The sequence below is a fragment of the Dyadobacter sp. 32 genome (genome assembly GCF_902506755.1).
Classification (GTDB): domain Bacteria; phylum Bacteroidota; class Bacteroidia; order Cytophagales; family Spirosomataceae; genus Dyadobacter.
Window position 1 is genome coordinate 1,496,007 of record NZ_LR735258.1, and the last position, 24,573, is coordinate 1,520,579.

Annotated in this window: 20 protein-coding genes; 5 read left to right on the plus strand and 15 right to left on the minus strand. The window is 46.0% G+C overall.

What is annotated here, in order from left to right; translation table 11 throughout:
* Positions 1-58: 58 nt before the first annotated feature.
* The 6 genes from DYADSP32_RS05930 to DYADSP32_RS05955 all read right to left on the minus strand — a co-directional run bounded on the left by DYADSP32_RS05930 (position 59) and on the right by DYADSP32_RS05955 (position 9,011).
* On the minus strand, positions 59-1,816 hold the full coding sequence (locus DYADSP32_RS05930) for a RagB/SusD family nutrient uptake outer membrane protein (protein WP_149243580.1): 1,758 nt from the start codon (positions 1,814-1,816) through the stop codon (positions 59-61).
* 22 nt (positions 1,817-1,838) lie between these two features.
* On the minus strand, positions 1,839-2,519 hold the full coding sequence (locus DYADSP32_RS05935) for a hypothetical protein (protein WP_414617555.1): 681 nt from the start codon (positions 2,517-2,519) through the stop codon (positions 1,839-1,841).
* A complete protein-coding gene (locus DYADSP32_RS05940; protein ID WP_414617556.1) occupies positions 2,453-4,960 on the minus strand; it encodes a SusC/RagA family TonB-linked outer membrane protein in 2,508 nt (835 codons plus the stop codon). Before DYADSP32_RS05940 ends, DYADSP32_RS05935 begins: the two co-directional genes overlap by 67 nt.
* A 487-nt stretch (positions 4,961-5,447) precedes the next feature.
* Positions 5,448-6,767 (minus strand): hypothetical protein, encoded by a 1,320-nt coding sequence (locus tag DYADSP32_RS05945; RefSeq protein WP_414617557.1) that lies wholly within the window; start codon positions 6,765-6,767, stop codon positions 5,448-5,450.
* A 54-nt stretch (positions 6,768-6,821) separates the two neighbouring features.
* Positions 6,822-7,571: a glucosamine-6-phosphate deaminase gene (locus DYADSP32_RS05950; RefSeq protein ID WP_149243579.1), complete on the minus strand. Its 750-nt coding sequence runs from the start codon at positions 7,569-7,571 to the stop codon at positions 6,822-6,824.
* Positions 7,572-7,604: 33 nt separating this feature from the next.
* The gene (locus tag DYADSP32_RS05955) at positions 7,605-9,011 is read right to left on the minus strand and encodes a Gfo/Idh/MocA family protein (protein ID WP_149243578.1); all 1,407 of its coding nucleotides are present in this window, start codon (positions 9,009-9,011) and stop codon (positions 7,605-7,607) included.
* Between the two features lie 326 nt (positions 9,012-9,337).
* Here DYADSP32_RS05955 and DYADSP32_RS05960 point away from each other — a divergent pair, with 326 nt between their 5' ends.
* The gene (locus DYADSP32_RS05960) at positions 9,338-10,357 is read left to right on the plus strand and encodes a LacI family DNA-binding transcriptional regulator (RefSeq protein WP_149243577.1); all 1,020 of its coding nucleotides are present in this window, start codon (positions 9,338-9,340) and stop codon (positions 10,355-10,357) included.
* 94 nt (positions 10,358-10,451) lie between these two features.
* Positions 10,452-11,435, plus strand: coding sequence for a 23S rRNA (adenine(1618)-N(6))-methyltransferase RlmF (gene rlmF / locus DYADSP32_RS05965; protein ID WP_149243576.1), 984 nt, complete (start codon positions 10,452-10,454; stop codon positions 11,433-11,435).
* A gap of 42 nt (positions 11,436-11,477) precedes the next feature.
* Here the strand turns inward: rlmF and DYADSP32_RS05970 are convergent, their stop codons facing one another.
* The 4 genes from DYADSP32_RS05970 to DYADSP32_RS05985 all read right to left on the minus strand — a co-directional run bounded on the left by DYADSP32_RS05970 (position 11,478) and on the right by DYADSP32_RS05985 (position 15,002).
* Positions 11,478-13,403: a CocE/NonD family hydrolase gene (locus DYADSP32_RS05970; RefSeq protein ID WP_149243575.1), complete on the minus strand. Its 1,926-nt coding sequence runs from the start codon at positions 13,401-13,403 to the stop codon at positions 11,478-11,480.
* 194 nt (positions 13,404-13,597) lie between these two features.
* Complete coding sequence (locus tag DYADSP32_RS05975) at positions 13,598-13,975, minus strand: VOC family protein (RefSeq protein WP_149243574.1); 378 nt, start codon at positions 13,973-13,975, stop codon at positions 13,598-13,600.
* 24 nt (positions 13,976-13,999) lie between these two features.
* Positions 14,000-14,527, minus strand: a complete 528-nt coding sequence (locus tag DYADSP32_RS05980; protein WP_149243573.1) for a DUF4199 domain-containing protein — start codon at positions 14,525-14,527, stop codon at positions 14,000-14,002.
* A 118-nt stretch (positions 14,528-14,645) separates the two neighbouring features.
* Positions 14,646-15,002 carry a response regulator transcription factor gene (locus DYADSP32_RS05985; protein WP_414617558.1) on the minus strand — a complete coding sequence of 119 codons (357 nt, stop codon included), beginning with the start codon at positions 15,000-15,002 and terminating at the stop codon, positions 14,646-14,648.
* A gap of 315 nt (positions 15,003-15,317) precedes the next feature.
* Here DYADSP32_RS05985 and DYADSP32_RS05990 point away from each other — a divergent pair, with 315 nt between their 5' ends.
* Positions 15,318-15,674 carry a VOC family protein gene (locus tag DYADSP32_RS05990; protein ID WP_149243571.1) on the plus strand — a complete coding sequence of 119 codons (357 nt, stop codon included), beginning with the start codon at positions 15,318-15,320 and terminating at the stop codon, positions 15,672-15,674.
* 136 nt (positions 15,675-15,810) lie between these two features.
* Here the strand turns inward: DYADSP32_RS05990 and DYADSP32_RS05995 are convergent, their stop codons facing one another.
* From DYADSP32_RS05995 to DYADSP32_RS06005, 3 genes are all read right to left on the minus strand, one after another.
* The gene (locus tag DYADSP32_RS05995) at positions 15,811-16,803 is read right to left on the minus strand and encodes a CobW family GTP-binding protein (protein WP_149243570.1); all 993 of its coding nucleotides are present in this window, start codon (positions 16,801-16,803) and stop codon (positions 15,811-15,813) included.
* A 124-nt stretch (positions 16,804-16,927) separates the two neighbouring features.
* The gene (locus tag DYADSP32_RS06000) at positions 16,928-17,881 is read right to left on the minus strand and encodes a metallophosphatase (RefSeq protein ID WP_149243569.1); all 954 of its coding nucleotides are present in this window, start codon (positions 17,879-17,881) and stop codon (positions 16,928-16,930) included.
* Entirely contained in the window at positions 17,853-18,617 is a 765-nt protein-coding gene (locus DYADSP32_RS06005; protein WP_149243568.1) for a 5'-nucleotidase, read from the minus strand. Before DYADSP32_RS06005 ends, DYADSP32_RS06000 begins: the two co-directional genes overlap by 29 nt.
* Positions 18,618-18,976: 359 nt before the next feature.
* Between DYADSP32_RS06005 and DYADSP32_RS06010 the strand changes: the two genes are divergently transcribed.
* Positions 18,977-19,369 carry a hypothetical protein gene (locus DYADSP32_RS06010; protein WP_149243567.1) on the plus strand — a complete coding sequence of 131 codons (393 nt, stop codon included), beginning with the start codon at positions 18,977-18,979 and terminating at the stop codon, positions 19,367-19,369.
* Positions 19,370-19,435: 66 nt separating this feature from the next.
* Here the strand turns inward: DYADSP32_RS06010 and DYADSP32_RS06015 are convergent, their stop codons facing one another.
* Complete coding sequence (locus DYADSP32_RS06015) at positions 19,436-21,562, minus strand: M43 family zinc metalloprotease (RefSeq protein ID WP_414617559.1); 2,127 nt, start codon at positions 21,560-21,562, stop codon at positions 19,436-19,438.
* 353 nt (positions 21,563-21,915) lie between these two features.
* Between DYADSP32_RS06015 and dinB the strand changes: the two genes are divergently transcribed.
* A complete protein-coding gene (dinB, locus tag DYADSP32_RS06020) occupies positions 21,916-23,022 on the plus strand; it encodes a DNA polymerase IV (RefSeq protein WP_149243566.1) in 1,107 nt (368 codons plus the stop codon).
* A 4-nt stretch (positions 23,023-23,026) separates the two neighbouring features.
* On the opposite strand, the gene DYADSP32_RS06025 is transcribed toward dinB, so the two are convergent.
* Entirely contained in the window at positions 23,027-24,304 is a 1,278-nt protein-coding gene (locus DYADSP32_RS06025) for a putative sensor domain DACNV-containing protein (RefSeq protein WP_414617560.1), read from the minus strand.
* Positions 24,305-24,573 lie beyond the last annotated feature (269 nt).

Genomic DNA, 24,573 nt, shown 5'->3' on the forward strand with positions numbered 1-24,573 from the left:
AGCCTCCCAAAAAATCGAAGGGCGCCGCACTTTGCTGACGGCACCCCTCTCTAACCTTTTATTCGATCACGGTCAGTGCCGGGATATTTTTATCTGCACCGTCATATCCGATGTTCTGATTGATAACCCCTTTGGTATTGGCAGTGATTACAACAGACGGAATGGGCCACAGCACATGAAAGGGTGACATGCTGGCGGTATTGCCCAACAGCTGAATCTTCTTTTCGTAGGTATTATTGTGCTTCATCACCCGATCGTAAAAGAAGTTCTTTTGGCTAAAGCCAGCGAGGCTATATCCTCCAATTCCTCCTTTGGCCATGATGTAAGAGACCCTTACCAATTCGGCGTGGCGCGGCTCTTCGGCAAACAGCTCACGCGCTCTTTCGTTCATAATGAAATCAATGGTTACCTCACTGGCCGTAACCGGTATTGCTTTCGCACGGTTACGGACTTTGTTCAGATCATCCGCCGCCAGTGCCAGTTGATTTTTCCAATAGTAGGCTTCGGCACGCAACAGGTAGGTTTCTGCAAGCCTGAAAATATACCAGTCTCCATTTCCGCCCATAGGTTGTGCCTTTGGATCGTCCATGGGGTTGTACATAATGTAGTGCGGCATGGCATACACATGCTTAAAAGTATCCACCTGCGCTGCCAGATATGCTATTTTCAATGGCTTTCCAAAATCTACAGAAGCCGGATTATTGTACTTAAGCTCATGAATATCCACCCAGTTGATATCACTTCTTCTGAGATCTGGGGTGGTGCGCCAGGTATCTCCTTTGTGAGACCAGATATCGTACTGATAAAATCCCGTCAGACGAATATTGGCATTGCCTCTGCCCAAAGAATCGTACATCGGCCCGCTTGCCACCATGCCGGGCTTACCCTGACTGTCCAGTACCTGCGGCTGAAACCACTGGGCATTATACATCCGCATGGTGTAAAGCCCCACAGACCTGGCCCCGGGAGGTGCTTCAAAACGATCAATGGATGCAAGGATGGTCTCCGTGTTCTGCGCTGAACTGAAATTTTTGGAGCGATGCAGATCCCAGATCAGGTTACGGTTGGCTTTGGCTGCATCGATACCAAAACGCTGGGTCATCAACGCATAAGGCCCGGTAATCACTTTGGTAGCCGCTTCAATCGCCTTGTCGAATTCCAAATTGGCAAGGTAGATTTTTGCCAACAAATGATTACCCGCACCTTTGGTGATTACACCGCTTGTAGCCGTTGCCGGAAGCCACTGCACAGCATATTCCATGTCAGTCTGAATTTTCGAAAGAATAGTCCACCTGCTGTGCGTTTGAAAATCGAGCTTCGCCCCCTGTATTTCTTCATTGATAAATGGTACATCGCCATATAAATTCACCAGCCTGTAATACCAGTAAGCCCGGTGCCACAAGCCTTCGGAAAGTATGGCATTCCGGTCCTGTTCGGAGGCCCATTTAATATCATCAATCCTCGAAATCAACACATTGCAATTTTTAATTGATGTATAAATAACGGTGAACATGTTCAAAAAACGATAGTACTGGTCGGTATTGGGCGTCAGGTTATTGAAGTCCAGCTGCGACCAGGGTGAAGCCAGATCCGAAGATGCAAACTCCATCGTAAGGTTGGGCATTGTACCGGTATTTTCATTCTTGAGATCCTTGCGCATGGTAATCAGCAGGGATTCAAAGCCAGCCTTGTCCACGTATACATTTTCCGGACTAAAAAATGACAAAGGCTTCGGTTTCAGCCATTCATTGTCGCAGGAAGACTGGGTTAAAAGCAAGGCAAAAAGTGCAAATAATATTTGTATGTTCCTTTTCATGAGTTTCTATATTAATTTTCAACTACAATGACATGTTTAAACCAACGGTAAAAGTCTTCGGCATCGGCTGATTGACCGGAACCGCCGCCGACGACCAACCCTCAGGGTCCCATCCCGGCCATTTGGTTAAAGTAAAAAGGTTACGGGCTGATACGAATACACGCATGTTGTTCACCTTTACACGTTGTACGAGTTTTGTTGGAACAGCATAGGCCAGGTTTACATCCTGTACACGAAGGAAAGAAAGCGATTTATAAACCTTGATCCCACCACCAAAAACATTCGTATTCGTATTCAGTCGTGCGTAATCATTGATGGGATTTTCTGGTGTCCAGTAGGGAAAGTCGTTGGTATTGCGCCTGTCGTAAGTATCGGAACCACCCGAACGAAGCCCTTCCGCAAATGGTGCTATGTGCCCCAGTTCGCTGCGCAGAAATATAGAGCCCGAGAAATTTTTCAAAAATGTAAATTCATTTCGCAACCCAATCCGGAATCTTGGCTGGCGGTAACCTATGAACATTTTGTCGGCAAGCGCTTCGTACTTACCATTGCCATCGGTGTCGGTTGCTTTAAAATCACCCGGCTGGAGCTTGTACACCGCCGCGGCATCTTTCTCACTTACCTGCCAGATTCCGGTCACATCATAATTCCAGACCCGATCCAGAGCCTGCCCAGGAAACCATTCGTTGGAGTAATCCGGCAACTCGGTTTGTACCGTTTTCCCGTCAACAGTGGTCTCCTTATAATCTCCAAACAACCTTTTGATTTTATTTCTGTTAAAAGAAAACACCAGACTGGATCTCCAGCTAAAATTCTTTTTTTAACATTCACCGTATTGATGGTCGTTTCAAAACCGCGGTTACCCAGCTTACCAAGATTAGAAGTAATGTTGGTAAAACCGGTTATTTCCGGCAGCAACCGATTCATCAGCAAATCCGAAGTGGTCATATCGTAATATTCTGCACTGACATCGATCCGGTTTCTGAGAAAACCCAGGTCGACCCCAACGTTGACGGATTCCGTTTTCTCCCAAACAAGGTTAGGGTTGGCCAGGGAGCTGTTGTAAACTCCCACCTGAACGTTGGAACCATTGTAGTACTGCGTGGAGAGCAACTGGGCAAGTGCCGAGTAAGCACCGATGTCGCGGTTACCATTCACCCCCCAGGATAGCCTAAGTTTCATCTGACTTACAAAATCCAGGTTAAAGAACTTCTCTTCCGAAATTTTCCAGGCTATGGCAGCTGCCGGAAATGTTGCTCTGGGCTGTTTCGTACCGAATGCAGAAAAGCCATCCCGACGAACCGATAAGGTTACCAGGTATTTGCCCAGTAACGTGTAGTTCAATCGTGCCATGGCCGCATCGCCCGTGATCTGGGAGTCGTCTGTCATGACGGTAGGGTTCGTACCATACTGCAGCCCATGGTAACCCAGGTTTTGATTGGGCACGTAGGTCTGGTTGGAAATGACCGACGACCACCCCCGGTTTCTTTCGGAGCTGTAAAGCATCGTCAGGTCAAAGTTATGGACGCCGACCTCCTTGTTCCAATGCAAGAGGTTATCCAGTATCCATTCATACGCAGATGCATCCTCCCGGGTACCGTAGCCGTTGGATCTGGTGGATCCCCCGTCGATGGTTTTGGAAGAATAGAAATTATAATCTTTGACCGCGTTGTAACGAGGCTGAAAGGATATTTTATAATCAATACCAAAAGGCAATTTAACCTTGGCGAAAATGGATGCAAAGAGGGTATTTACCTTGCGAAGCCTGTCCTGTCCGTAATAGTTAATGAGTGGATTTGCCGTGGCAAAACTGTTGGGAAACCAGGCCACATCACCATTTTCTTCAAACATGGATCCGTAAGGACTCATCACATACATTTGTCCCAGACTGGCCGTTACGCTGCTTTCGTCCCGGTCGCCAAATTGCGAATTTACACCCACATTTAGCCAGTCCGTCACTTTGAAATCAACATTTAGCCTGGATCGTATGGCTGAAAACTTATCTCCGCGAAGCACACCCTGGTTGGTTTGGTAACCCAGCGACCAATAATAGGTCACATTTTTTGATCCTCCGCCGATGCTGATATCATAATTTTGACGTTTTCCCTGCCTCATGACTTCGTTATACCAATCAACCGTCTTTCCTTCCAGATAATTTTTTGTCTCAATGGGGAAAAACCGTAAACGCCCCAGCCATTCCTGGGTATTGTCGGCCTGCGGATTGTTGCTGGCGCTTCTCCATTGCTCCAGAGTCACACCCGAAGGCAGCTTGTCCGGACTGTCGTAATAGTAAGCTGGGTTATTGGGATTAATCGCCCGTAATACGTCCCTTCTGAACGTCAGGTATCCATTTGCATCAAAAGGTTTGAATTCATTGGTCGTTTCCGAAACACCTACATTGGCTGAGACATTGATTACTGGCTTCCCGCTTACCCCCTTTTTGGTTGTAATCAATATCACCCCCCCGGCAGCACGGGCTCCGAAAACAGCCGCTGAACTTGCATCCTTAAGAATATCCATCGTTTCAATATCCAGCGGATTGATATCGGCAATGCTCCCGTTGAAAATGACGCCGTCCATCACTATCATAGGGCTGGATGTAGCATTCAACGACTTGGGTCCCCTCACCTGCAATGAACTCCCACCTGCCGCGCTGGTACCCTGATTGGCGTTAAATCCTGCAACCGTACCCGTGAGCATGTCGGAAATCTGTGTCATGGGCTGGTTCTTAAATGTTTTGGCATCGAGCCGGATAACCGCGCCGGTGAGGTCACTTTTCTTCATGGTTCCATACCCTACCACCACCAGTTCATCCAGGGCATTGGTACTGGGCTGCATGGCAACCTCTATAATCGACCGGGCACCAACCGGCACTTCTTTTAGCACATAGCCTACAAAACTGAAAGAAATAACATCCGTTGCACCCGCCTGAATGGTGTATCGCCCTTCCGCGTTGGTGGTAGTGCCTTTTTGTGTTCCCTTGATGATCACGGTAACGCCAGGAAGGCCTTCGGTCGTTAAACTGTCGGTAACGCTACCGGACACCTCCCTCAAATTCTGAGCCGACAGCCACATGGGCAGCATCAGGAACAGCACCAAAAGGGCACGTTTTAACAGGGTAGCAAGTAGTTGTTTTGGATACATAAAAAATGGGTTTAGGATACAGAACATTAGGAAGAACTTAACTGTAAAGACATAACAATTTCACCTCACAAATCGCGATTGTGAAAATTTAATTAGGCGATTGCCAAATACTCAATAGTAAATTTTGCTCTAAGACAATGTTACAATGAATTCATTCTGAATCCACAACATTGCCCAAAAATAATAGCGAGAACGTTATCGGTTAAAACCCTTTTGAAACAGGTAATCAAATTAAGGGCATTTATGGAAGCGTCCAACTCACAAACTATATTCGCTAACCAGCGTGGCACCGGCCCGGACCTTCCATCCACAAGCAAACAATAAACAAGCAGCTTCAAAACAACAAACAAATAGCTCCCTCGGTCAACGCTCTCCCAAGCTCACCATACCACCTCTAACCACCCGGATTCACCTCTCACATCCGCACCGGCGGCCCGGACACATCTTACATCTCACTTCTTACTTCTCACATCTCACTTCTCACATCTCACATCAGCCACTTATCAAACCATCCAAAAGCATCCTGCTGCATGTCGGCGTCAAATTTGTGTCGGCCATCGTAAAACTGGGATGCGTACCGATCCGCAGCACCAGCTTTGGCATACACATCCTTTAAAATCTGATCTGCTTTAACCATTTCTGAAAGCGTATATAACTCATCCTGGTTGTTATTCTGTACAAGAGTGGGTAGGGGTACCCGCAGGCCCAGGATTTCGGGAAAATCAAGGAAGTTGGGCAAATTGGGTGTAAATGTCATCCAGGTATGGGTGAAAGATTTAGCCATAATGAGATCTTTCCAGGTGGTCATGAATCCGACACAAACCGCACACCTGATCCGATCGTCAATCCCTGCCAGATAAACAGTCCGCAGGCCGCCGCCGGACAGGCCACCACATCCGATCTGATCCGGTTTAACGTCCTTTCGCCGGGACAAAATATCCAGGGCAGACTGGTCCTCAGCCAAAAATACACCCGGCCAGGAAGTTCCGGCACAAAAGAGCGATTTGGACATCACATGCTCATGATTACTCGCCCATTCGTTGTAAATTTCAATATTCTCCGGTTTTTCAGGATCTGCGTCTGTCTTATTGGTGACATTCAGGGGCCCATAATCCAGCCCGGCTACATCCTCATAAAGCACCCGCCTGCTTCCAAATGTGAAGGTATCGTGCACCATCACCACGTATCCGCGTTTGGCAATCTCATTGGCCCACGCTCTGCCGCTGTAGTCGCTGTCCTGATGTTCTTTCAATAGCGGATGCTGATCGGGGCCAGTCTTCACAATCTTCCGGTATCCAAAGTATTTTTTACCACCATGATCGTGCAATGCCAGTATAGCTGGTAATCGTCCCGTACTACCAGCACGTTTCAGTACTACCGCGCTGGTCCTGCGACCATAAGGCAGTTGCCACGAAATTTCCTCAATGTCCAGTCCATCGTAAGTGTATTTTTTGTCAATGGTAACCTCGGGTAACGTTTTGGGTCGCTCTGGGGCTGCAAGGCATTCTTGTGCCTTTGCCCTTGCTTCCTGTTTCCAGGTTTGCACGTTAACGCGCTTGGTATCCCTGAATGATAGCAACGGCACCGGTTTAAGCAAAGAAGCAGCCCAGGTGCCATACCCGCCGATAATACTTTTATCTGCGGCAAGCGGCGTTCCGAACAGTAGTTTCTCAGAGTTGGTCATAATACGAAATGTTTCTGGTGGCAGGGTAAAGGACAAGCCCATGGCATACACAGAGGATTTCAGAAATTCTCTGCGTGCATGCATAAGGCTGTCCGCATCCGGATTTTCAAGCTTCGTGCGCATCGAGTTATGGTCATTTACAATTCGTAATACGAACTACCTGAGATACAGCTGGCTTTAAGCGAGCACCTCCTGCGGCAGCAGAGAGGCCGAATTTTTATCCAGAAAAAAAGTACAATCCGGATGATTCTGTAAAATACTGGCCGGATACAGATTGCTCACTTTCTGAACCAGGCTATTTTTAACTGCAAGTGCTTTTCTGTCGTCCGGAACCGAACAAACAATATGCTTCGATTTCATAATCTGCTTTACCGACATGCTGATTGCCTGTAAGGGCACTTCATCCAGCGTTGCAAACCACCCTTCGCCCATTTGCTGCAAACGGCAAGGTTCATCCAGATTAACAACCAGATAAGGACTTTCATTCTCAAAGTCGGCCGGTGGGTCGTTGAACGCAAGATGTCCGTTTTCACCGATGCCTACCAGCGCCACATCAATGGGGTGATTTAGAATCTCACTCTTAAGTTTTTCCAGCCCAGGTTGTATATCGCCTTCTCCACTAATCAGATGCGCCGCTTTCAATGCCGGTACCTGGTCAATAAAACGCTCCTTGAGGTACTTCCTGAAACTGGCCGGGTGCGATTCCGGCAGGCCGATATACTCGTCCAAATGAAACATGGTGACTTTGGACCAGTCCAAATCCTGAAATTTCAGGAGTTCACTTAACGTCTCAAACTGGCTGGTTCCGGTTGCGAGTATCACATTGGCTTCACCTCTATCTTCTATGGTTTTACGTATCAGGCCAGCCGCTAGCGAGGCTGCTTCGCTTCCCAATTCATACTTATCCTGCGCAATCACGACTTTCATTGTTATACTATGTTTTTATATCTCAATCATTAATTACAATCTTACACCCGTGTTCCCGCCCTTTTCAAGCGCAATATCAACCGGTTTATTATTTTTCCAAGCCCCCCCGGTGAAATCCGGAATATCAATGGAATTGGATCGGTGCGACACCGACCATTCACTCAGTGGCCCGATGGCACTCCAAGACGCCGCATCATACACATCCTGATCCAAAGCCAGACCGTTTCGCAGGCAGTCGATCAGTCTCCAGTCCATCAGGAAGTCCATACCTCCATGACCGCCTACTTTTTTGGCAAGCTCCCCTATTCGCTTCACGATCTCGGGCCGATATTTTTCTTCCACCTTTTTGAATTCTTCATCATTCATCCATTCATGGCCCTGGGCAATACGCCCCTGCTGGCCTTCTCCACTCAAAGGATATTTCTGAGCGGAGCCTTTGGTGCCACTGATCAAATGCAGTCGTGAATACACCCTTGGCGAGGTAACGTCGTGCTGAAGCATGATCGTTTTACCTTTGGCTGTACGGATGGTGGTCGTGTTCATATTTCCCCGAAACTTTTTTCCTTTGAACTGTGCAAACGCTGCGTCTTCTGCTGCCAGTTTCTGCGCTCTGGTTTCCAGCATGAAATCATTACTGGCCATACTGACCAGATAATCCATTTTATCGCCTCGGTTTATGTCCAAAACCTGGGCAACAGGACCCAGGCCGTGCGTCGGATACAAGTTACCGTTCCTTTGATTCTCCCGCAAACGCCAGTGATCGTACCGTTTGGTTTTATCAAAAAAAGATTCGTAGATATCATGAATGTACGCACCTTCCGCATGGACAATCTCTCCAAAGAACCCCTGCCGGGCCATGTTCAAGGTCAGCATTTCAAAAAAGTCATAACAACAATTTTCAAGCATCATGCAGTGCTTCTTCGTGCGTTCTGAGGTTTCCACCAGCTTCCAGCAATCTTCTACGGTTGTTGCCGCAGGAATCTCCACCGCTACGTGTTTGCCTTGCTCCATAGCGTAAAGTGCCATCGGGGCATGAAGGCTCCAGGGTGTACAGATGTACACCAGATCTATGTCATTCCGTTCACACATTTTTTTCCACGCATCGGCCGATCCTGTGTACACTTCCGGAGCTTGTCCTGCTTTTGTCAAAAAAGCCTTCGCCGCTTCTGCATTTTCAGGCCTGATATCACACACGGCTTTCACCTGAATATTTTCGAGATTCACAATACGTTTGACCGCCCCGGTCCCTCTGTTGCCAACGCCGATATAGCCTATACGTACCGTGTCCAGTTTGGGAGCGGCGTATCCGCTCATGTTGAACTTTTGCTTATAGCTTGCCCATGTGGCCTCAGCCTTTATGGACGGAGATTCCGTATGTTCCACATTAAGTAATCCCAGTCCGCCCAGGCTGCTAAGCTTTAAAAAGTCTCTTTTCTTCATGATTATCTGTTCAAAGGTTAAGGATTCAGGTATAGCAAAAGCTTCAGGTGCCCGAAAAAGCGTTACACGCCGGCAGCAGCTTTGATTTGGACTATGTTGATGAATAATTGAGCTTGCTGCCTTCACCACGCCGCACGCTGTCAGGTCAAATAAATTACTAACTTTGTTCGGATCGCATGACCAGGCCTTAACGGCTATAATCGGTTTCTTCTCGCTTCCAGGACAATTTTACAACGATTTTGGTACATACCCCGGAAATAGGTCGGAAATATTAACGAGAACGTTACCGGTAACTCAGATTACTAATAATTTTTCTTAAAAAATTGATGCGCCGATTTACAACAATTAAGGATATAGCGAAAGAATTGGGCATATCTGTTGCAACCGTGTCAAGAGCACTCAGGGATGCATATGATGTAAGTGCAGAGACGCGAAAACTGGTGATGGAAACGGCAAAAAAGTTGAATTACAAACCCAATTTCAATGCCACCGGACTTGTCAAAAGCAGCACCCATAAGCTCGGTGTAGTCATTCCGGCGATTACAAATTATTATTTTTCTACCGTGATCACGGGCATTCAGGAAACGGCTCAGGCCAATGGCTACAACATCATCCTGTACATAACGAACGATTCGCATGATTTGGAACAAAAGATCGTAAAAGACCTGTCGCTCAGCAGCCTCGACGGATTGCTGGCATGCATTTCATCCGCTTCCGATTCCTGTATGCATTTCCAGGAAGTAATAGACGAGGGAATGCCCGTGGTGTTCTTCGACCGCGTTCCAGCCGATATCAAAGGCTCCAAAGTGATGCAGGACGATTACAACGGTGCCTACCAGGCGGTAACACATCTGATCGAGATGGGGTATAAAGACATTGCGCACATTACCGGTCCGAAAGATATTTTCTTCACCGAAAACCGGCTACACGGCTACAAGGATGCGCTTGAACACCATCATTTGCCATTCCATTCTGACAGGATTGTTTATTCCGGTTTTTCTCAAAAAGCAGGTGAGGCTGACGTAGAGACTTTATTCGGGGAAAACAACTTTCGACCGGATGCCATATTTGCAGTAAACGACCGAAAGGCGATCGGAGCCATTGTTGCTCTAAAGAGGAAGAACATACGTGTAGGTGCCGATGTTGGCGTGATCGGGTTTACAGATGACCCCATTTGCCAGATTATTTCTCCCACACTTTCTACCGTTGCCGAACCGGCCTATGAGGTAGGTAAAAAAAGCTGCGAACTTTTACTGAAACACATCAATAAAAAAACCTTTACGGGCGAAGAATTGGTACTTTCCGGAGAGCTCATCGTGAGGGAATCTACGTTGAAGGGTACCTGATTCAAAAATTAACCTTGGTTTCAACCGCAAAACTGCAGCTCAAACGGGTAGTATTGCACTTATTGTAAACGATTAAGCTAACTAAAAATAGCAAATGCCAATCAATAGAAACAGGCCACAAAAAAGTACTAACAATGGGCCTGAAAAACAGAATCTGCATCCCAGAAATCCGCATCGCTCCCAATACAATTTCAGAGAGTTGACCAGCAGTACGCGTGAGCTTGCGCGTTTTGTTTTTGTAAATGACCACAAAAACGAAACCGTGGATTTCACCAATCCAGACGCAGTAAAAGCACTTAACAAAGCACTTCTTAAACATTTCTATAAAATTCAGTATTGGGATATCCCGCCCGGATACCTCTGTCCGCCCATACCTGGCAGAGCAGACTACATCCATTATCTTGCTGATTTATTGGCTGATACAGAAAAAATTCCAAATGGCGAAGAAGTTACCGGACTCGACATAGGCACGGGAGCCAACTGCGTTTATCCTATCATCGGTCATCAAACGTATGGATGGCATTTTATTGGTACCGATGTTGATCCCAAAGCGCTGAGATCTGCCCAGGAAATTATTGACAGGAACACAGCTCTGGCACCATCCATTGGGTTCCGTTTACAGCCTTCGGCAACGGATATTTTTACGGGTATCATGCAACCTGCAGAAAAGTTTGATTTTACGATGTGTAATCCGCCCTTTCATGCGTCGCCGTCCGAAGCTTTGGCAGGAACACAAAGGAAATGGAAAAATCTTGGACAGGATGACATGAAGCGGAAACAGGCCTTAAATTTTGGCGGTCAAAATGCAGAATTGTGGTACCCGGGAGGGGAACTGGCCTTTATCACCAAAATGATTGAACAGAGTGTGCCCTTTGGCCGTCAGTGCCTTTGGTTTACAACCCTTGTTTCAAAAAAAACCACACTCCCCCGCCTGTACCAAACGTTAAGGAACGTGAAAGCGCACGACGTAAAAACCATCGAAATGGCTCAGGGACAAAAAATAAGCCGAATCCTTGCGTGGTCATTTATGAATCCGGAAGAACAGAATCAGTGGAAACAGGAAAGGTGGAAGGTGTAACAAGGATCCATCCGCAGCTGGCCCGGTCACATCTCACCCCATCTACTCCCCCATCACCCTCACTCCAATATAAGAAGAGCTGCTACCTGAGGAATATATTTTGTGAACGGCCTTCTGAAAATCACTTGCTTCGGCTTTATGAATATTCACAAATTTCTGCGGGTTCATATCCACGAGTGGAAACCAGCTGCTTTGTATCTGAACCATGATCTTATGCCCCTTCTTAAACCGATGAGCGGCATCCTGCATGTCGAATTTCACATTTTCAATTTTGCCCGGAACCATTGCTTCGGGTTTTGAAAAACTCTTTCTGAACTTTGAACGCATCACTTCTCCACGAACCAGAAGCTGAAAACCACCCATTTTCATTGCAGGATTCACCGGACTATCATTGGGGGCATTACCTGGGTACACGTCTATAAGTTTCACGACAAAGTCCGCATCTGTTCCGGTAGTGGATACAAACAGATTAGCCATCACATTGCCCGAGATGGTAATATCGTCCGTCAGCACCTCCGATTCGTAAACGAGCACATCGGGTCTTGAAGCTGCAAAGCGCTGATCCTCATACATGTAGTCGCTGCCTCGCAGGATACGGATTTCCGAAGTAAAAGGAACAGGTTTTGCGGGGTCACTGGTGTACGCACTGAATGACGGCGGCACGCCAACCTGCATGGTGGTCACGGTTGGCGAAAAAGACAGCTTTCCATCCGGATGCAGGTACAATTTCTTTTCCACAGACTGACTTGGTGGCCACTGATCATATTTTCTCCATTCGTTGGCACCGGTTTCAAAAATGTAAGCCTTGGGCAGCCCGGGATCCGGCTTACCTTTCAAATATTGGCTGTAAAATGGAAACTCAATTTCCTTCTGATAAAAAGCACTGGTTTTGGATCCAAACCTGATGTTTCCCAGATATTCCCCTGTGCCCCTGGCCCAGCCTCCATGTATCCAGGGCCCCATCACCAGCAGGTTCTGTGATTTGGGTTTGTTGATTTCAATGCCCGCAAAAGTTTTCAACGGGCCGTAAAGATCTTCCTGATCAAACCACCCACCCACGACCAGGACAGCAGGTTTTACGTTTTTCAAATGCGGTACAGGCGTCCGCGATTTCCAAAAATCGTCGTACGTATCATGCTCCATGAGCTGGTTCCATAGCGGATTCTCCCCTTTAAATATCTTCTCATTGGCATTTTTGACAGGACCCAGATTCCTGTAAAATTCATAGGAGTCGGGTGTACCGTATGCAGTAAACCCGGGTAAACCCCTGGGTGAGGGGGCAGGCCTGCGGGCACCATACGAAGAAATGAAGGAAAAACTTCCCATGAGAAAAAAAGCGCCATTGTGCCGACGATCATCGCCCATAAACCAATCGGTTACAGGTGCCTGAGGGGAAACCGCCACCAGCGCAGGATGCGCATCTATGGCACTCATGGTTGCATAAAACCCGGGAGCCGAAATTCCCCATGAGCCAACCTTTCCGCTATTTCCCGGAATATTTTTGAGCAGCCATTCGATGGTATCATAACTATCTGAACTTTCATCAATATCCTTATTACTGGTTTTTTTAGGAATAAACGGTCGGTTTGCCTCAAATTCACCCTCAGACATGTACTTGCCACGCACATCCTGATAAACAAATATGTAGCCGTCCCTGGCAAAGAGCATGGAGGGGCCAAGAGTTAGTTTGTACAATGTGTCGCCATAGGGAGCGGAACTGTAGGGAGACCGGTTGAGCATGATCGGATAGGTGGTTGTTGCCGAAATATCCTTTGGAATGTAAATGGATGTAAACAGCTTAATTCCATCACGCATCGGTACCATACGCTCCATCTTGTTGTAATGCTTGCGAATGTATGCCGAATCCTCATTGATTTTGGTCAGCTGAGCAAAACAAACTCCGGTGGCAAGGAGAATAAATAAAAACGTAGTGGTGAATCTGCTGGCAATGGTGAATAACATTTTCATAAACCGATCATCGAAAAAACAACTAAGCGCTACAACCTGGTAGGCTCCAAGCGGGCTAATTTAAACATTTCCTTGCTTTTCCAGCCGTTATTCTTCCGATTTCCCACTTCCTCTAGGCCAAATGGCACCCACAGGTACGCCGGTCTAAGTAAGTTTAGGTCATGTACGGCAGGAATCACACGCCTGGAAAGGGCTTAGACCTGAATCAGCTGTATAAAGTTACCGAAGCCATCGTCAAAAATCGCTTCAATACCCCAGTCTGTTTTCGCAGGACTACGGGTAAATTTTACACCCAATGCATGCAGCTTTTCATGCTCTGCCCGGATATCGTCTGAGCTCATGGTGATTACAGGTATGCCTGCCTGATACAACCCTTCCTGATAGGTTTTGGCAAGGGGATTCTCATTTGGCTCAAGGAGCAGACCGGTCCCATTCGGATCATCTTTCGAAACAACGATTGCGATATTGGCCTCAGGAATAAACATTCTTTCACAAAAGCCCAGGACCTTTGTATAGTAATGGAAGGCCTCGATGGGATCGCTGACAAAAATACTCGTTAATCCAATCTTCATAATTGATATAATTTTTGATAGAAACTATAAAAGCGTTTCAGGCTTTCTTTTCAGGATCAACGCACTGATGAGCGAAATTATCAACCCGACGGGGAGCACTTCGGCATAGGTTATCAGTACAACCATCCACGGGCTTTGGTACATATCCTTCATCTGATTTACATCGGACACCTTTTGGGCTATTTCTGTGGCCGATGCACCCTCCCGGGTCGCCTCCCTGATCACATTTGCTCCGTATTTGTCCATAAAATCCGGAATAAAAACGTAATAATCAATCAACCAGGCGATTACGTACATACTGGATGCAATTAGTGAAATAAAGAGGCCCATCTTAAAAGCCTGTCCGAAAGAGACAAATCCTTCATTGAACTTATCTCTGAAGTTTTTAACCCCGACAAAAATCAAAGAAAAAGCCAGGATCATTGAGGCATAGCCCAGCCACATGTTCCCTTCAAAATCCTCATTCCTGTAGCACGCAGCCACACTGGCCAGCATAAATACAGCCAGGAAAGTCCCTCCTATCAGCCCGCAAATGATTATGTTTTTCTTCATAGGAAAATAATTTAGGTGTTCGGTATACCGCAAAACTGGGCGATCAAGGTGAATTTCTGTTCATACTTTCGAGTGATTTTGGATTCAGATACGCGTTTTCACTCAAAAGGATGAACTTTCAGGGAATGATCTGCAGCCGCCTGCCCTTTTCTACGGCCTGCGTCCGGCTGGAGACTTCCATTTTTTCAAAAAGCCTGGACGAATGTGTTTTGATTGTATTGAGTGAAACAAAAAGTCGGGCTCCTATATCCTGATTATTTAATCCTGCTGCCATGAGTTGTAGGACTTCAAGTTCCCGCTTGCTCAACCCTAGTTTCTCAAATTCATGCTCATTCAATTGAAAATCCGCAGCACCTTTCACATAAACTTCCTTTTCAATGACGACCGTGTGCACCTTCGGCTGGGCAAGTTTAAGGGCAAGCCAAATCCCAAGACCGGTAAACATCAAAGCAATGGCGCCAATATAGATTTCCATAGCATGGCTAAAAATCACAAGCCGTAATTCTATCCAACGCAAAAAGAACAACAGGAGCGCTAGCGCAGCGCCATAAATAATTGCGGGCCTATGTTTGACCAGAATGTTCAAAATGGGATGGAGCTATGATGTTCCATTAAATTATTAAAAAATGATACCTGTTGGTCTCAGATCCTCAACGTGTCAATATCCCAAACATTCGGAAATAAATTACCTGCTTGATTCCCTTTACCAATTTCTACTTTTAAGTCAAAACGATATCTTTACAAAGACAGAATGACAATCCATCTAACCACTTTATACAAACATCGGTTTATGATCAAATACAGGCGCCTTGACCACATTCTGATTTCTATACCAGTAGGAAAAACTTCCGAAGCCAGAAGATTCTACGCCAACGTAATGGGTCTGGAGGAAATCCCGGGAAATCATCCCAAGGGAGCTATATGGTTTAACATCGGAGATATTCAGCTCCATATCAGAGAAGAGCCTGATCAAAATTGTTCCGACAGGCACCCGGCCTTTGAAATTGAAGATATGGAAAGCGCAAAGGCTTATCTGACTTCGAAGGGAGTGGTGCTCTCCTATTCATCGGATATCGACGGAAGAAACCGATTTTTTATTCGCGACCCTTTTGACAACCGGATTGAGTTCCTGGAGTACCATAACTAATTGCATGAACCAAGACGCTCGATCATTGGGCATCAATAAATGCTCGATTTATTCAATGCCCCCAATAGGGTTGCGTTCGACCCAGTAACCGAACGTCAATTCGTTTTTAAATGAAAGGTCTTGGGTTCAGATCAGCTTAATTTCCACCGTTTACCGGCTTCACATCCTTTGACCCGGAACGCACCGATTTGATTGCAGGCCGGAGGATCCTCTGAATGGCTGGCGTTTGTAAACCGATCCCAATAAAGACCAGCTTTGATTCAGGCGCTTCGGTCTCCCATTCGCCTACACTTTCGAGTGTCAGTTTTTTACCTGTGGATTGCAGCAGTATCTTTTCATTACTTCCTACCAGTTTGATAAAACCTTTAATTCGGTAGATCTGGCTGTAATGAAGCATCAGCGAAACATTGAGGGTGTGCAGCAGATAGTCCCGGTAAAACTCGTTGGTGGTGGCATAGGTAACCGATACAATTTTATGTTTGTTGGTATTTGCAAATTCAGTTTCCCGTTCTCCCAGCCTTTTCAGATCGTAATTTTCACCTTTCATTAAAAGCTCCCGACCTATATGACCCGTTTTTGAAACCACCACATCTGCAAACGGATTGGCTTCCCGCATCAGTTGCTGGAGCTTTAGGAGGTATTCATCAGAAACGAAAGAACTCTTATTAATTAAAATAAGATCTGCTGTCACGATCTGCCGGATGGTCTCGTTGGTTTCGCTCAGGTAATCTTCCACATTTTCGGCATCAGCTACACAAATCACTTTGCGTAACCGGAATACTTTGGCTACATCTTCGCGCTTAAAAATTGCCGCAACGGCTCCTGCGTCAGCCACTCCGGTTGTTTCGATGAAAAGATGATCAGGACGCTCACTGCTAAAGGCAAGCATGGACAACACATCATACAACTCCTCGTCCAGAGAGCAACAGATACATCCATTGTTCAACTCATACATATCACTGTAAGACCTTGTTATGAGGCTTCCATCGACTGCAGCTTTGCCAAATTCATTTTCAATAACCACATTTCTACTGCCCTGCATCTCTGCCAGCATGTGATTAAGTACGGTGGTTTTACCGGCCCCAAGAAAGCCGGTGATCAGGAAAACATCAATGTGATTATCAGACATGGATTTAACTATGGTATGCTATTAGGTTTAATGCTAACGAATCGGATAAAGAAAAGGGTTCATCATAATCACAAATGATGGCCAGGAATTTTGATTATCTTCTTAGCAGCGAAAATCGTTAACATCAGACGATACAATGATCACCGATAACAGGACATACCGAAGCCACCATTTTTTTCTTACCCGTGTCCCTTTGAAAAAAGTAATCCAGTCGGCCCAGGTTAATCCCAGCAAATCCAACCTGATTGATGGTGGTAACTTGTCCATCCAGATTCCTGACGTCCTCTGGTACCTTCATAAATGTATGCGTATGCCCGCCGATGATCAGATCAATGTAACGCGTGGAAGCTGCAAGAATCTGATCCGACACTTTTGGCTCCTTATACTTATAACCTAAATGTGAAAGGCATACGACCAGATCACAATGCAGATCGTTTTTCAGACGAGACGCCATTTCGTTTGCCTTGGTGATAGGATCCAGATAAACAATGTCACCGTAATTTTTCTTATCAACCAATCCTGCCAGTTCCAGCCCGATCCCAAAGACGCCTATTTTAAGTCCCTGCTTCTTGAAAATCTTGTAGGGCATGGTTTTTCCCTTCAATTCCGTGTTGGCGAAATCGTAATTGCTTACTAAAAAAGGAAACTTAGCGTGCGGGAGTTGCTTCACAAAACCTGCGATACCGTTGTCAAAATCATGATTTCCCATGGTTGCGGCATCGTATCCCATGTCACTCATAAGTTTCATTTCAAGTTCGCCGCCAAACATATTGAAGTATGGCGTGCCCTGGAAAATATCTCCGGCATCCAGCAAAAGAACATTTTTCTGCTCTGAACGAATTTTTGATATCAGGGCTGCTCGTCGTGCCACACCGCCCAGCCCCTGATTGCGGGAGCCATCCATGGGAAATGGTTCAATCCGACTGTGTACATCGTTGGTGTGCAGGATGGTTAACTGAACCAGATCCTCTTTTGCAAAAGCCTTAAACGGGGATGTAAGTGCGAAGATGCCAGCTGTGGCTGCTCCCCATTTCAAAAACTCTCTCCGATCAGTCGTTTGTAACTGTAACTCTTCCATCTAGCTGGGTGTTAATTTTCTTACCAAGTTTTGTTTGACCAGCTACGTAGTCAATTAAGGCATCCCTCACCTTTTTGTTAATATTTCTCCGCTCAAGAGGATTAGCAAATACAGCCTGGTCGTCGCCACTATTTGCCAGATAATCCGAAGTAATCACAATATAGCTTTGGGTTATATCAAACGGCTTGCCGGCTATCATTACATCATAAGGCTTTTTGTCCCTGACCTTCATAGTGATTCCAGCGACCGGCTGTCCGCCACTGGCTGCAACAAATTCTGTCAGTTTCTGAACACCCGCGCCAGACAACTTTAATCGTACCAATTCATTTTCAAACGGCATGAGTTCAAACATATCTTCGACGGTCAGCCTGCCTTTGGGCAGCGAGTTGCGGATTCCTCCCTTTGTGGTGGGCATAGAGAACTGGATAGCAGGGTCTACTTTTAACGCTTCCGCTAATATCGCGTCGGCATAAAAGTTACCGATCAGCGTTTCCGGGGTGGATGGCTTGGTTAGCTCCCGCTCCGATTCCCCGATCACCCTGCTCATTTCGGCTTCCATCCTATGCTTGTAGGGCATGTAATAATTCAGGATTGTGGAATCCACGGCATCCGCCAAATCGATACCATACTGCTGATATTGGTTATTCTGAACAGAAAAATGTCGTTTACAGGAACCCGACAGCAAGGCAAACAGTACAAAGAGAAAATAATATGAAGCTGCTTTTGGTTTAAGCATGATTTACAATTCAGAAATTATACCCAAAAGTAATATCCGGAAAATTGATAAACTTATAATCCCTGAAATTTGACTTTTTATAGATCGATTGTACAAATAATTTAAAGCAAAAGGCAAATGTAAATTGCAAAAACCGAAAACCTGCGGTCATGTCCTTCTGATAACCTGCCACAAATCAGATACGTTTAAAATCCGAAAATGTCGATTACACTATTTTCCTAAAAAAAACAAAATTCAAGACATATTTTTTGGAAAGAAGGAGTTACCGATTACATTTGTCGAAATGCCAAATTCGCCGCAACAGAATTCGGGAATTACCAGAAAAGATTGCCGGATAGTATAAGACAACATATATCACCATGAATCAGGAACAACTATTGACAGCCGATTACATTGACTCCCAGATAGGCAACGTAATTGAATATTACATTCACTGGGACTTTGAAGAAGATTCTTTTTTCGGAAAAGCGCGAATCAAGGGCCTGGATGATGATTACGGTAAGTTAAAAATTATCTGCGACGTGATCGAAGGCAGTGATCTTGAACTGGCTTACGAGCAGGAGGAAGTTTTTATGCTATCCGACAACCACCCCATCTACGCGGGAACGCTTCCGGAAATATATTCAGCAAACTGGGTCTCCACGGACGGGAAGAAGAAAAAACAGATTTTCATGCCGCCGGCCAACGAGAACGCACGGGACTATGCCATATCGCAAACCAATAGCAAGGTGATCGTAAAGAGAATTCATTAATCACTGCAAGTAACCAGAAAGGCCTGCATCGGTTCGCGATGCAGGCCTTTCTGATTTTAAATCTTATCATTTGACTTTTACAACCTTTTTTGTCAGCACGCGATCTGTGAATATGGCTTTCACAATGTAAAGACCGGCTGCATAATTACTCAGGTCAAAATCATACACATTGGCGCTCACACCCGTCGACGGAATCACACGCTCCTTCACCAACTGCCCCGAGACATTATAAATGTTAATCCCCGTCAATCCAACCGGATGCGGATAAAACTGAACAGAGACCGCACCGTCCGTGGGATTAGGCGTTACCAGAAAGCCTGCTTCCTTCAGATTTGGGTTAACGGTTACTGTATTGATATTAATGTCATCCAGAAATACGTCATTCCCATTTCCGCTGGTATTTACAAAAGCGACCAATATAACGCCTGCGTTCACAAAACTGCTGATATTGATCCGTTCCGTTCGCCATTCGGAAGATGCCGGCACAAATGCGGTCCTTGTGTTGGCAGTTCTTGTCACCAAAGTAGATCCCCATTTTTTATAAACGCTCGTATAAGTTTTACCGCAATTGGTACTGACCAGTACCTGCAGCGTATCCTGGGAGCTTCCAGTATTGTAAGTTGCCGCAGCCACGTTAAACGAAACAAATGCCGAATCCACACCTGCAATATTGACCGTTGGGCTTCTCAGAAAATCCCGCTGCCCGACTATTCCGGTAGCATAATTGGATATGCGCACCGAGGCCTGTCCAGTCTTTGACCCGACCGTCGTTTTTTCCCAGGTATTCCCCCCATCGGCATTAACAATGTCCCAGCCCTCTGGCAAAAATGCACCTTCAAAACTCTCGCTTACAGGCGGGGCAACAGGTTCGTAATAGATGTAATTGAACGTCCGAGCATCATTGGACGCGTCCTCGTCCGCCACGTTATTGGGCATAGTCGTAAATATTGTCAGCACATGGTTGCCTTGCGCTGTTTGCAAAGAGGGTAGCATTACCGTAGTCTCATTATAGGTTGTCAAAGAACCTGTCCAGTTATAGGTCAATGAGTTCCCACCTTCAATCACCGCTGTTATCGTAACCGATCTCAGCACCTCGCTACCCATATTGCGAAGAATGACCTGCGGAGCGAAGGAATCGAAGCACAATCGCTGCTCCGGTTGGGTAATGGCGGTAATAGAGGCATCATTTTTTTTCAGGTTGACGGGAGTAGCGCCCAGGGAACTACTGAAAGAAGACCGGTAAGCCGTATAGGCAGCTTCCATCCTGGCCACCTGAAGTTTGGTAAACATGAGCAGATTAACATCAGGAGAATAATCCATGTAATTCTGGTACATGATCCCAGGTGATGAAGTGGAGCAGTTATCGGTAACAATTCCCGTGCGGGTTGTACGGTTAGCATCGCCCTGGTTGGGTGTGTCTTCCACCCGATCGCTACCACTACACGCTCCATTGTCGTCGCCCCAGATATGATAGAGGTTAAAGTAATGACCAATTTCATGAGTGAGGGTTTTACCTCCGTTAAAATCGTTATTGGAACTACCTGGCAAACTCTGGTAATGAATTACGACCCCCTGCTCGTCCGGGGCAGTACCCTGATCTGGAAAAGTGGAATAACCCAGCGTCTGAGAACCCAGGTCGCACACCCATATGTTGAGGTAATCATCCGTATTCCAGGCATCGGCGCCACCCTGCGCCGTATGTTTGATGTTCTCATTACTGTCTGTGAAAGAATTTCTGGTAGTCGTGTAGCGCACGATACCGGAGGTCGGAACATTCTGCGGTGTGCGTTGCGCCAGGGCAAACCTAATACCTGATTGACCAAAACGCTCCCTAAAATGGTCTGGTACTTTTAACTCACCTGCATTTGTTCCCGAGTAATCTTTATTTATGGTGTCAAGCTGCGCTATGAGCTGGGCATCGGTTGCGATGTTCTGATTATTTCTGCTCACTACGTGAAATACCACCGGTATCACAGCCAGGCCGTCCGTTCTCAGGGATTTATTTCGTAACACCCTCTCGTTTACGATCTTTTGGAATTGTGTTTGACGTTCATTAAAAATCGCTCTGAGCGCAGGATTGGCGTTAAATTTGCTTTCGAGAACCGACATCGTTGCGCACCGTTGCTGACCAACCATGACTGTGGGAAGTGAGAGTGCAAACAATACAACCAGTAACCTTAATAAATGTTTCACATTAAATCGAATTAGTCAAATTTGCCTGAAAACTGAAAAATCATATCACCGACGGAAAGGTAGATTCAAAAAAACTTTGAATTGTAATAAATTACGTTGAAAAGTGCTTCGGTGATGCGGGGCAGACTTATTTTCTCAACAATTACTATTGATCAAGTTCTCCATTCGGGCCAAAAACCATGATAAACAACTCAATTACAAATAATTATACAACATCAATACGCTTTGTATTCTAAAAAAATTTAATCAAATTAAAAAACTTGCATCAATCCATCTCCAGGCCGATCAAACCTCCCGGAGACGATAGGTGGGTATAGCAAACATTCCGGACGAACAAGAAAAATCCTTTGAATATGCAGGATAATAGCAACACTAACAAAAGAAAGATCATTCATATTGATATGGATGCCTTTTATGCGTCGGTTGAGCAACGCGATTTCCCGGAGTATCGGGGAAAGCCGGTGGCGGTTGGCGGGTCGCCGACTGGTCGTGGGGTGGTGGCAACGGCAAGCTACGAAGCGCGGAAATTCGGTGTGCGATCAGCGATGTCGTCCAGAAAGGCCATGCAACTGTGTCCTCAAATAATATTTGTATATCCACGATTCGATGCCTACAAAGCGGTGTCTCAACACATCAGAAGTATTTTTGAAAGGTACACCGACCTCATTGAGCCGTTATCTCTGGACGAGGCATTTCTGGATGTATCCCAGGACAAGCTGGGTATAGGATCGGCTATCGAAATTGCTTTGCAAATTAAGAAAGCTATTCAGGACGAATTACACCTTACCGCATCAGCAGGTATCTCAACCAATAAATTTGTTGCCAAAATTGCCTCAGATATCAACAAGCCCAACGGCCTGACATTTATCGGACCATCCAAAATTGAGGCTTTCGTCAATGAGCTGCCGGTGGAAAAGTTTTTTGGTGTCGGCAAAGTAACCGCCGAAAAAATGAGAAGCATGCAACTCTTCACCGGAGCGGACCTCCGTAAACTATCCGAAGCAGAACTTGTGAAGCATTTCGGCAAAACCGGTCACTTCTATTATAAAATCGTGCGCGGAATCGATGACCGGGAAGTTCAACCGCATAGAGAGACCAAGTCGCTGGGCGCCGAAGATACTTTTCAGTACGACCTGGAAACCATTGACGAAATGAACAAAGAACTGGACAAAATTGCCGTCATCGTATGCCGACGTCTGGAGAAAAAGAAGCTCAAGGGACGCACGATCACGCTGAAAATTAAATACAGCGATTTCACCCAAATCACCCGTAACACTTCACTTCTCCGACCCGTCAATGACCTGGATACCATATCCGACATCGCTAAAGATTTACTTCAAAAAGTGGATATCCAAGGAAAAACGATCCGGTTGCTGGGTATTTCACTCGCAAATTTTGGAGAACCTGAAAGCAGGCAAAAGAAAACCCGCGATCCTGATCAACTTGCCCTGTTTGACTAAACCTTTATAAAAGTAACGCATCGACCCTGTGGGCCTGCACCTTTCCTTCGCACCGCGACCAGGAAAATATCGTAAACCTTCCATCCTGCGAAGCGACAAGAGCAATTGCTTTATGCTGATCGTGCACAAACTGTGCGGCCGACAAATGTCGGGTCCCCCCATTTTGAACAGGGTGAACAACATCCGGAATATTTCCCACAATGGGCTCCGTCAGCAAAATTTCCTCCACCGGGCTTCCAAGGAGCGATCTGCCAATCTTCACACCAAAAGCCAAAACCTCATACTGGTCATTGATTACTGTAGCCCCATCCACTGCCGTAAGGCCGGCAATATTACTGATGGCCGAGCTGACTTTATCCTGCCACGCCGAGTGGCCCATTTCACTTACCTTTTGTTCATTTAACAGGGCAAGTTCCGAAAAGGAAGGAGACAGCTCGTGGGTAATCGGATGGATAATGGAATGGCGCCATTCGTCACTTTCGGATGGCACCACCAACAGTGTCCCTCCCCTACCATGCTGGCGGATCGAAACGGCCATTTGCACCAGAATGTTTAGTGAATCATTCCACAAGGAGGGTGTGGCAATACCAATCATTGAGTTTACCAGCTTGGGACAATCAGGTATTCTAGTCGTTCCTTCATCAATAATCTTGATCTGATCCCCTTTCAACACAGCTACATTCACAAATTTTCCGAAGCCTTCGGCCCTTCGGTGCTTGATGACAAGCATTCCGGGTTCCACCACTTCGAGCACAAAACATAAGGCAGGTATAACCCGGGTAGTTCCCCAGACGTATAGCTCGTTGCCTTCATACCATACACCCAAGTGGATACCTGACCGCTCTACCGCGGGAGCGAGTTTTGTAAGAATTTTGGAAGACAGGGGTAGTTTCTGCTCAAATACCAATGGATGCCCGGCAAGACTGGGGGGGAGAAATGCAATCGAAATTTTAGGGGAACGCCCCTCTTCCCGGCGTAGGCTCGACCAGAATGTAGTGTCTATTATAGCCTCAATAACCTGCGCACTGGGCTTAGGGGCCAGTTGTTGAGTATAATGGGATTCTATTCCCTTGTGATGATACAAGAAATGTGTCTCTACTGCTTCGGCTACCAGCCTTGCCCCGGAATAGGTCGTGGGCTGCAAAAATTCAACTATGTCGTTATTAATCTCAAAGCTATTCACAGCTACTTCGGCTAGATTTCGTTTTACATTTTCAGACAAGGCATAAATCACGCAATGCGCGAGACTTGTTTCACAGTGAGGAGAACAAAATGCAGACACAAAAAGTTGAACCATTAGGAGCTAAAAAGCAAAGACCCCTGTACCCCGTATTTTAAAAGAGGTTAGATGGTTCTGCTCTCAATAATTCAACCTGGCTACTGCTTGAATTAATTATTTGCTGTTACATTTGGCACCAAATAGCTGTTTGCACCCAACCGTGGAATTTGTAGTCATCAACGGAGCGAAGAAGGTTCTGGCAAAAGCAACAAATTATGACGATTCATTATTTGATCTTCATTTGGAACGAACTAAGATTTACTTTATAGACT